At 59.6% G+C, this 8,487-nt stretch carries 11 protein-coding genes; 4 read left to right on the top strand and 7 right to left on the bottom strand.

The annotated features are described in order from the left end of the window. The first annotated feature begins 108 nt into the window (after positions 1-108). Positions 109-279: a hypothetical protein gene (locus WCJ41_RS18425; RefSeq protein ID WP_336907301.1), complete on the top strand. Its 171-nt coding sequence runs from the start codon at positions 109-111 to the stop codon at positions 277-279. A gap of 33 nt (positions 280-312) precedes the next feature. Here the strand turns inward: WCJ41_RS18425 and WCJ41_RS18420 are convergent, their stop codons facing one another. The 5 genes from WCJ41_RS18420 to WCJ41_RS18400 are packed head-to-tail and all read right to left on the bottom strand — an operon-like array spanning position 313 to position 3,948. Next, on the bottom strand, positions 313-717 hold the full coding sequence (locus WCJ41_RS18420) for a Rid family hydrolase (protein WP_336907300.1): 405 nt from the start codon (positions 715-717) through the stop codon (positions 313-315). Positions 718-734: 17 nt separating this feature from the next. Beyond that, positions 735-1,631 (bottom strand): hypothetical protein, encoded by an 897-nt coding sequence (locus tag WCJ41_RS18415; protein WP_336907299.1) that lies wholly within the window; start codon positions 1,629-1,631, stop codon positions 735-737. Between the two features lie 33 nt (positions 1,632-1,664). Continuing rightward, complete coding sequence (locus tag WCJ41_RS18410) at positions 1,665-2,126, bottom strand: hypothetical protein (RefSeq protein ID WP_336907298.1); 462 nt, start codon at positions 2,124-2,126, stop codon at positions 1,665-1,667. Continuing rightward, positions 2,123-3,442 (bottom strand): recombinase family protein, encoded by a 1,320-nt coding sequence (locus WCJ41_RS18405; protein WP_336907297.1) that lies wholly within the window; start codon positions 3,440-3,442, stop codon positions 2,123-2,125. The genes WCJ41_RS18410 and WCJ41_RS18405 overlap by 4 nt, the downstream gene beginning before the upstream one ends. Next, a complete protein-coding gene (locus WCJ41_RS18400; protein WP_336907296.1) occupies positions 3,442-3,948 on the bottom strand; it encodes a DUF2924 domain-containing protein in 507 nt (168 codons plus the stop codon). Before WCJ41_RS18400 ends, WCJ41_RS18405 begins: the two co-directional genes overlap by 1 nt. A gap of 475 nt (positions 3,949-4,423) precedes the next feature. Between WCJ41_RS18400 and WCJ41_RS18395 the strand changes: the two genes are divergently transcribed. The 3 genes from WCJ41_RS18395 to WCJ41_RS18385 are packed head-to-tail and all read left to right on the top strand — an operon-like array spanning position 4,424 to position 7,778. Continuing rightward, complete coding sequence (locus tag WCJ41_RS18395) at positions 4,424-5,983, top strand: recombinase family protein (protein ID WP_336907295.1); 1,560 nt, start codon at positions 4,424-4,426, stop codon at positions 5,981-5,983. Further along, positions 5,980-6,873 carry a ParB/RepB/Spo0J family partition protein gene (locus tag WCJ41_RS18390; protein WP_336907294.1) on the top strand — a complete coding sequence of 298 codons (894 nt, stop codon included), beginning with the start codon at positions 5,980-5,982 and terminating at the stop codon, positions 6,871-6,873. Before WCJ41_RS18395 ends, WCJ41_RS18390 begins: the two co-directional genes overlap by 4 nt. After that, a complete protein-coding gene (locus WCJ41_RS18385) occupies positions 6,870-7,778 on the top strand; it encodes a plasmid partitioning protein RepB C-terminal domain-containing protein (RefSeq protein ID WP_336907293.1) in 909 nt (302 codons plus the stop codon). Before WCJ41_RS18390 ends, WCJ41_RS18385 begins: the two co-directional genes overlap by 4 nt. A gap of 30 nt (positions 7,779-7,808) precedes the next feature. Here WCJ41_RS18385 and WCJ41_RS18380 read toward each other — a convergent pair whose 3' ends face one another. Both WCJ41_RS18380 and WCJ41_RS18375 read right to left on the bottom strand, forming a co-directional pair. Continuing rightward, positions 7,809-8,114, bottom strand: coding sequence for a hypothetical protein (locus tag WCJ41_RS18380; RefSeq protein ID WP_336907292.1), 306 nt, complete (start codon positions 8,112-8,114; stop codon positions 7,809-7,811). Between the two features lie 23 nt (positions 8,115-8,137). Continuing rightward, a partial coding sequence (locus tag WCJ41_RS18375) for an ATP-binding domain-containing protein (RefSeq protein ID WP_336907291.1) occupies positions 8,138-8,487 on the bottom strand: 350 nt, incomplete at its 5' end.

The following is an 8,487-nucleotide window of genomic DNA, read 5'->3' as shown; positions in this document are numbered from 1 at the left end:
GTGGTGGCGGCATGGGCGGCGGCATGGGTGGCATGGACTTCTAAAAGCCCGCTCAGTATCGCGGAATAACACAAGGCGAGGCGATCCGGCGACGGGTCGCCTTTTTTCTTGAAGGCGGAGACTGAACAGCAGATCTGCGGGTACCGGCAGCAAGGCGACGTGATGCTTGGCTATCGATGCCAATTCCCAGGCGCGCGGGTGATCGCCAAGGGCTGCATGTTCGAAGCCTCGATGGATCAGAACTTCCAGCGCCTCGGCGCCACTACGCCGAGGCCGTGAAGCACCAAGCACATGGACGAGACCGGTGTACCTTTAACCGCTTGTCACCGCCATCAGGTCGATTTCTATGAGGAAGTCGGGGTGAGACAGTCGGGTAACACCTACAAGGGTACTGGGTGGAGGCCGATCGGGATGCCACGGATAGGTCATGGCCGGGTCGGTCTGCACATTGATGAACGCGTCCATATCAAGGACGAAGATGCGGCGGTAAACCACGTCGTCCCAAGTAGCACCTGCTGCATTAAGCTGGATCGTCAGCGCCTCCATCACCCGCAGGTACTGGCCGCGCATGTTGCCGATCTCTACCGGTCGATATCTCTCGTCGGACGGGGTCTGACCGGCGATGAAGATCAGCTTGCTCGGACCGGAGACAGTGATAACGCGCGTATAGCTCGGGTGCACGAACAATTCTGGCGGGTTGATGTGCTTCTTTTCCATTAATGACAAACCCCTGTTCAAAACTCGCGAAGCAAACGACCCCCGCCGTTTAATGGTCCAGTGAAGCCGCTTTCACGCAGTGCATACCACAAACACACCGCGTTGATGCCGAGTATCGGAATGTCCAATAATGGTTCAAGCTTCTGGGTAACATTGATCATGCCCATGTTCGTGCCGCATTGGACTATCGCGTCAAGTCTGTTGTTCGCAGTCGCCATCTCCATGACTGCTTTTTCTTTGGCCCAGTCAGGTATGTGGGCAATGTGTTGCGTGTTCCCACAGGCAAACCCAACGCTGGCTACAACTTCGTAGCCGAGATCCTGAAACATCCTGGCAGCAGAGGTGTTTCCAACTTGTTCGAAGGGTGTGAGAAGACCAATTCGCCTGGCGCCATAGCTATCAAGCGCAACCTTTGCTGCATCGTGCCATGTCGCCCAAGAAAGTGAACAGTATTTCTCCATCTGAGCCATCGTCGTACGAATTGGCTCGATGCCGGAAATGATATGTTCGAGGCTCATGCCCATGATCATATACTGGGGCGCGGCAAGCAGTGCCGTCTTGATGGCGGACTCGACTCCGTTGAGGAACTGCTGTCTGTACTCTTCGATACCTTTGGCAGAGCTGACGTCAGGCCTCGGCGTCAAGACTGGACTTGTGTGCAAGCCGACCCCCGCTAGTCCCTTCGCACCAGGATTGGCAAAGATGATACTCCAGAGTTCATGCTCCATTGTCGTATTTGTGGCTGGTACCAGAAGGCCAAATCGCTGGCGGAAGCTGCGCGCATCCGGATATGCTACTGGACCCAATTCTGGCGTGGGAGTAAGACTGACATCTGGAATATTGACGGGCTTGTTGGAAAGCGGACCTACACGAGACTTATCAGCCACAGCACCCTCATAGTAGGTATTCGTCAAGCGCCTGAGCTGTGGGTCCATCTCTGGTGAGGATCAATCCTTCAGCCGATCACTAGGAGTAAGATTAAGCCTCTGATGGTGCTTGTGGCAATCGATACCTGAGCCGTTGGAATGTGCGCTTTCAGTATAGGCGCACCTCTCTTGATTGGCCCACGGCAGGTAGGTCGCATCGATGAGTGCCGCCACCGAAATCGCCGGCGGCTCCTGCTTCACCGCCAGCCGCTCGAGCACCTCCGGCGAAAGATATGCCAGCCGCATGGTGCGGCTGACAAAGCGATCGGTCACTTTCTCGTCCTTGGCAATGTCATGGACGGTGGTCGCTTCACCATTCTCCAATCGCCGCCGCCAGGCCCATGCACGGCCAAGAGCCCGAAGGATATGATGGTCCTGGGCAATTTGCTCACGCTCAGCTGTCTCGGGCGGGAGAACCCTTGGCCGGCCGTTACGCTTGCGAATGGTGAGGGGGACAAACACGCGGGTCGTAGGATTGCTCATGCACCAGTCTCCGTCAGCAGGTCATGGGCAAGTGAGCCGAGCCCCTCGTTGCGCAGATCGATGGCCAAGCCCTCCGCACCCACCGTGACCCTGGCAACGAGAAGCCTCACGATGCGCGCCCGTTCCACCGGAAACATCACATCCCAGAGGTCGTTGAACCGCCTGAGGGCGGCGAGCAGTTCGCGCTGGTCGCAGGCCGTGTTCTCCCGCTCAAACCGCTCCAGGATCTGTGCGGCGATCTCAGGCGTGGCGATCAGCCTGCGCAATTCCGCGACCACTGCCGCCTCAACCATGCCGCCGGGAAGCCGGGCGGGTCCGGATCCCTCTGGCACCAATCGCCCCCGGATGTGGTCCATCGAGGCGTAGTAGTGATAGCGCCGCTCGCCCTTGCGGGTGAACGTCGGCGTCATGGCGGCTCCGGTGTCGGAGAAGATTAGCCCCTTGAGAAGGGCGCTGGACTTGCCGCGGTGTCGGTTGCCCCTGACATGGGAATTTTCCCTGAGAATGGCGTGCACATCATCCCACATCTCCTGTGTGATGATGCCATCGTGTTCTCCTGGGTAGGAAGTGCCCTTGTAGACCGCTTCGCCGAGATAAAGGCGGCTGTTCAGAATTTTGTAGATGATACCCTTGTCGATCAGCCGTCCTCGCTTGTTCCGGATGCCCTCAGCCTGCAGCACGCGGGCCAGTGTCGTCGCCGAGCCGAGGTCGACAAACTTCTGGAAGATCAGCCGTACGATCTTGGCTTCCGTTTCGTTGATCACCAGCTTTCGGTCTTTGACTTCGTAGCCCATCGGCACGAAGCCGCCCATCCACATGCCGCGCTTGCGGGACGCTGCGAACTTGTCGCGGATGCGCTCGCCAATCACCTCGCGCTCGAATTGTGCAAAGGACAGGAGAATGTTGAGGGTGAGGCGACCCATAGAGTTTGTGGTGTTGAACGCCTGCGTGACCGAAACAAAGGTCACGCTGTTGCGCTCGAAGACCTCAACCAGCCTGGTAAAATCGACGAGCGACCGACTGAGGCGGTCGATCTTGTAGACGATCACCACGTCAACGAGGCCCGCTTCGATGTCCTTGAGCAGTTGCGAGAGGGCAGGCCGGTCAAGTGTGCCACCGGAATATCCGCCATCGTCGTAGCGCTCGCGAATGGCGGCCCAGCCTTCAGACTTCTGGCTGGTCACATAGGCTTCGCAGGCTTCGCGCTGGGCATCGAGGCTGTTGAACTCCATGTCGAGGCCCTCTTCGGAGGACTTGCGGGTGTAGATGGCGCAGCGCAGACGCTTGACCTGCTCGATCCTTGGGGGCGCCTTCATCAGCCTTTCCTCCGCACGCCATTGAGAGCGAAGAAGCGAAAGCCGTTCCAGTTGACGCCAGTGATGGTTCGCGCGACGGCGGAGAGCGACCGGTATGTCCGGCCCTCCCATTCGTAGCCGTCCTTCAGGACCGTAACGGTGTGCTCGACACCCTCCCACTCCCGGATCAGTCGCGTTCCGGGAAGCGGGTTGCGCGGGTCGTTCACCATGGGTTTGCGGCTGATCTTTCCCTCCGTCTCATCAGCGAGGAGTTCAAGCGTCCGCCGCGTGTCGCGGCTTAAGCCCCCGTATGTCAGTTCCTGAATCCGCCAGGAAATCCGCAGCTCTAAAAAGGCCCGCGCGTTGTTGGGGGCGGGGTTGCCGAGGAGTTCTTCCCACTTCTTCTTGAGGTCGTTGACGCTCATGCGCTGTAGTGCTGCGAGCTGCGCCACCACGCTCGCGTCTGCCTGGATGTCCTCTCCTGGCTGCGGAAGCCTGTCCAGTGTGGTCTGTCTCTTGGTTCGCATCATCAACCTCCTGTGCGTTCGCGAAGCCTGTGGCGGCGAACACCGCTCCGCTTGGCGTCGAAGTCGAGAAAACTGTCTTCGCAGGGCGCAGATAAAGAGCTGGACTGTTGGGTGAAGAGACGCATGAGACCGACGCTGAGAATGCCGATGAGCTCATGGCGACGCTGTTGCGCTGTCATGTTCTCCGGGGGTGTTGAAAGTATAAGCGGTTCATTCATGACTGGGCTGAGACCGTTCGCTATGTGATGAGGAAACGATAGCCGTCTCGGGCCTTGGCACAATGGCAGGTGCTCACGATTCGTAGCGCCAAGTGGCCAAGCGGTGTGCAGCGGGGAACTGTCGTGTGGATAATTCTTGGCAAGAGCCAGCAACAATCATCGAGTATAATCGTCTGTACACGCATTATCCTCTTGAAGTCGCCCGCGACATGACGCTAGCTGTGAACGCCTGAGTTGGGTTTGAGTTGGATGGCGGGATGCAGCAGGACTTTCAGTTTCGAGGACAGGATGATCGACGCCGGCGCGCTGCCGAGTATGTGCGCATGTCGACAGAGCACCAGCAGTATTCGACCGAGAACCAGGCGGATCGGATCCGCGATTATGCCAAGCACAACAACATCGACATTGTCCGGACCTACGCGGACGAGGGCAAGAGTGGCCTCAACATCGGCGGGCGCGAGGGTCTGCAGAATCTGATCGCGGATGTCCGGGCGAAGGAGACCGACTTCGAGTTGATCCTCGTCTACGATGTGAGCCGTTGGGGCCGTTTCCAGGATGCCGACGAATCCGCCCACTACGAGTACACCTGCAAGCAGGCCGGCATCAAAGTCATCTATGTCGCGGAGCAGTTCGAAAATGACGGCTCGCCGGTCTCGACCATCGTCAAGGGCGTGAAGCGCGCCATGGCCGGCGAATACAGCCGCGAGCTCTCGGCGAAGGTCTTCGCCGGACAGTGCCGCCTGATCGAGCTTGGCTTCCGGCAGGGTGGCCCCGCGGGCTTTGGTTTGCGCCGGGTGCTTCTCGACCAGTCTGGTCAAGTGAAGGCCGAGCTGAAGCGCGGTGAGCACAAGAGCCTTCAGACCGACCGTGTGGTGCTGAGGCCGGGTCCTGAGGACGAGGTGCGGATCGTTCGCCAGATGTATAGCTGGTTCGTGGAGCAGGGCGTGGTCGAGAGCGAAATCGCGTCCCGCCTCAATGCCATGGGCGTTCTGACCGACCTCGGGCGGCATTGGACGCGTGGGACGGTGCATGAGGTGCTCACCAACGAGAAATACATCGGCAACAACGTCTATAACCGCCGCTCCTTCAAGCTGAAGCGCGAGCGGGTGGTGAATCCCCCTGAGAAGCTGATACGCAAGGAAGAGGCCTTCCCGGCGATCGTTGAGCCGGAGCTTTTCTACATTGCGCAAGGGATCATACGCGGACGTTCCCAGCGGTTCACTGACGAGGACCTGCTGACGAAGCTGAAGGGCCTCTACGAGGGCAAGGGCTATCTCTCGGGAATCTTGATCAACGAGGCCGAGGAGATGCCTTCGGCCAGCGTCTACACCCACCGCTTCGGCAGCCTCATCCGGGCCTATGAGCTGGTTGGCTACCGGCCGGACCGTGATTTTGCCTATCTCGAGATTAACCGCCAGCTAAGGCGGCTTCATCCTGAGATCGTGCAACGCACCGAAGCGGGCATCATGGACATTGGGGGCGAAGTGTACCGCGACGCCGGGACCGATCTGCTGACCGTCAATGGCGAGTTCACAGCCTCGATTGTGCTGGCGCGCAGCCGCCGCACGGAAGCGGGAAGCCTGCGCTGGAAGATCAGGCTCGACACAGGGCTCTGTCCCGACATCACCATCGCGGTGCGGCTTGATGCCGACAATGCCGGCATCCTGGATTATTACCTCCTGCCTTGGATCGACCTCGGGCCGCAGCGGCTCAACCTTGCTGAGGCAAATGGCATCTGGTTGGAGGGCTACAGGTTTGATGGGCTGGAGGCGCTCTACCGCCTAGCCGCCCGCAGTCGCATCAGGAGAGCCGCATGAAGAAAGCACCTGTCATGGAGGATGTGCCGATCGAGGCGATCGAAATCCTGAACCCGCGTGAGCGGAACCAGAAGGTATTCCAGGAACTGGTCGAGTCCATCCGCCTCTTGGGCCTCAAGAAGCCTATCACGGTGGCGGAGCGCTCAGGTGCTGGTGGCAAGCGCTACATTCTGGTCTGCGGGCAGGGTCGGATCGAGGCGTTCCAGGCCTTGGGGCAGACAAGCATCCCCGCCCAGGTGATTGAGGCCACTGACGACGAAGCCTTCGTCATGAGCCTTGTGGAGAACATCGCCCGCCATACGCCGCGCACGCTCGAACAACTCGACGCGATCCGCAGCCTGAAGCGACGGGGTCATTCGGTTGTGGCAATCGCCCGCAAGACAGGGCTCGACCCGCGGTGGGTCAGTGGAATGCTGGAGCTTCTGGAGAAGGGCGAGCAGCGCCTCGTGACGGCAGTCGAAGCGGGCCGGGTGCCACTGGCGATTGCCATGGCCATCGCCAAGGCGGGAAGCGATGACGCCGACGTCCAGGAGGTGCTGCAGACTGCCTATGAGTCAGGCGACCTCCGGGGCAAGAAGGTTCTGACGGTCAAGCGCCTCATTGATGAACGCCGGCGCGCCGGCAAGGGCTACGGTCAGAAGGGAACGCGTCAAAACAGGGGTCAGAGGCTGACGTCCTCTGCTCTCGTGCGCGCCTACAACCGGGAAGTCGAGCGGCAGAAGATGCTGATCCGCAAGGCCGACGGGGTGCAGCAACGGCTCGCGTTCGTCTCGGGCGCCATGACGCGGCTGCTGGGCGATGAGGACTTTCTGAATCTGCTACGGGCCGAGGGGCTCACATCCATGCCTGCGATTCTGGATCCGGGCAAGAACGGGGGAGAGCTGCGATGACGGAAAAGGTACAGATCGGATTTGAGGGGCAGGCGATCCATCTTGGCCTCGATAAACTCCTTCCCACACGATCTGTCCAACCCGAAGTCCGCAAGACCCGCAAGTTCGCCCAGATCCTCTCCTCCATCCGGGAGATTGGGCTCATTGAACCACTGATCGTGACACCGGCAGATCTTGCCTCGGGTCTCCACATGCTGCTCGACGGTCATCTTCGCCTCCTGGCGATGCGGGATTTGGGGCTCGCGACGACTGCCTGCCTCGTCTCGCGCGACGATGAAGGCTACACCTACAACAAGCGGGTCAACCGCCTTGCCACGGTTCAGGAACATTACATGGTGTTGCGTGCCCTTGAGCGGGGCGTGCCAGAGGACCGGCTAGCGAAGGCACTCGACCTCAACATCGTCTCGTTGCGGCGCAAGCGCGATCTTCTCGATGGCATCTGTCCGGAAGTCGAGGAGATGCTGAAGGACCGTAACTTCAGTGCTGACATTATGCGGTATCTGAGAAAGATGAAGCCGCAACGCCAGATCGAATGTGCCGACCTCATGTGCTCGATGAACAACTTCTCGGTCAATTATGCCGGAGCCCTTCTTGCCGCCACAACCTCCGATCAGCTGCTGGAGCCAAGTCAGACAAAGGGGTTGAAGGGCCTCTCGTCTGCCGAAATCTCGCGCATGGAACAGGAGATGTCGCTGGTGCAGAGCCGCTTCAAGGTGATCGAGCAATCCTATAGCAACGATGTCCTGAACATGGTTCTGGCGCGTGGCTATCTCAACAAGCTCGTGTCGAACAAGGCGGTTGCAAGCTACCTGCAGCGACGCCAGCCCGATCTTCTCGAGGAGTTCCGGTCTATCGTGAAGATTACCTCGATCGAGGATGACGCGAATGTTTCAAAGGTCGCTTAGCGCGACTTGCGAAAACGCGGGAACGACACATCATTCATGCCAGATCACTTCGCCATTCTGACGAATCGCCCAGTGAAGCCACGCGTCGAAGGCTGCGCGGAAAGCAGACTTCGCGCTGGGCAAATCATCGGCGTCACCGCTGCCGTTCAGCCGGGCGCCCTGCAGATAGGGGCCGGTGACGGTCCAGAGCCAGACGTGCTTGCTGCTGCTACGGAAGGTGGCAAAGATACGGCCGGCATTGTGGTCGGCCACAATGACGCGGAAATCGTTCTCTGCGCTCTGAGACAGCTGCATGGGCCGATCAATGAAGATGCGCGGGTCAAACTTGTGATGCATGAACGACGGGCCTGGCTTCAGAGCTATTCGCTGGTGGCTGCATTCCCGGCGAGCCATTCCTTTAGCTTCGTCCAGCGACGGCGGCCCGAGACGTTCTTCACCGCAATGGCGACGGCCTTGGCCTGGCCCACGATCACAACGAGTTTCTTGCCGCGGGTGATGCCGGTGTAGATCAGGTTCCGCTGCAGCATGGTGTAATGCTGGGTCATGACGGGGATGACGACGGCGGGGTATTCGGAGCCTTGCGACTTGTGGATGGTTGCCGCATAGGCGGGAACCAGGGTGTCGAGTTCGCCAAAGCCGTAGGTGACCGGGCGACCATCAAAGCTGGCGATCAGCTCCCCGGTGTCTAGGTCGACGGCGTCGATGTAAC

This window comes from Aestuariivirga sp. (assembly GCF_037139295.1).
GTDB lineage: Bacteria > Pseudomonadota > Alphaproteobacteria > Rhizobiales > Aestuariivirgaceae > Aestuariivirga.
This window is presented reverse-complemented; position numbering and strand designations above follow the sequence as displayed.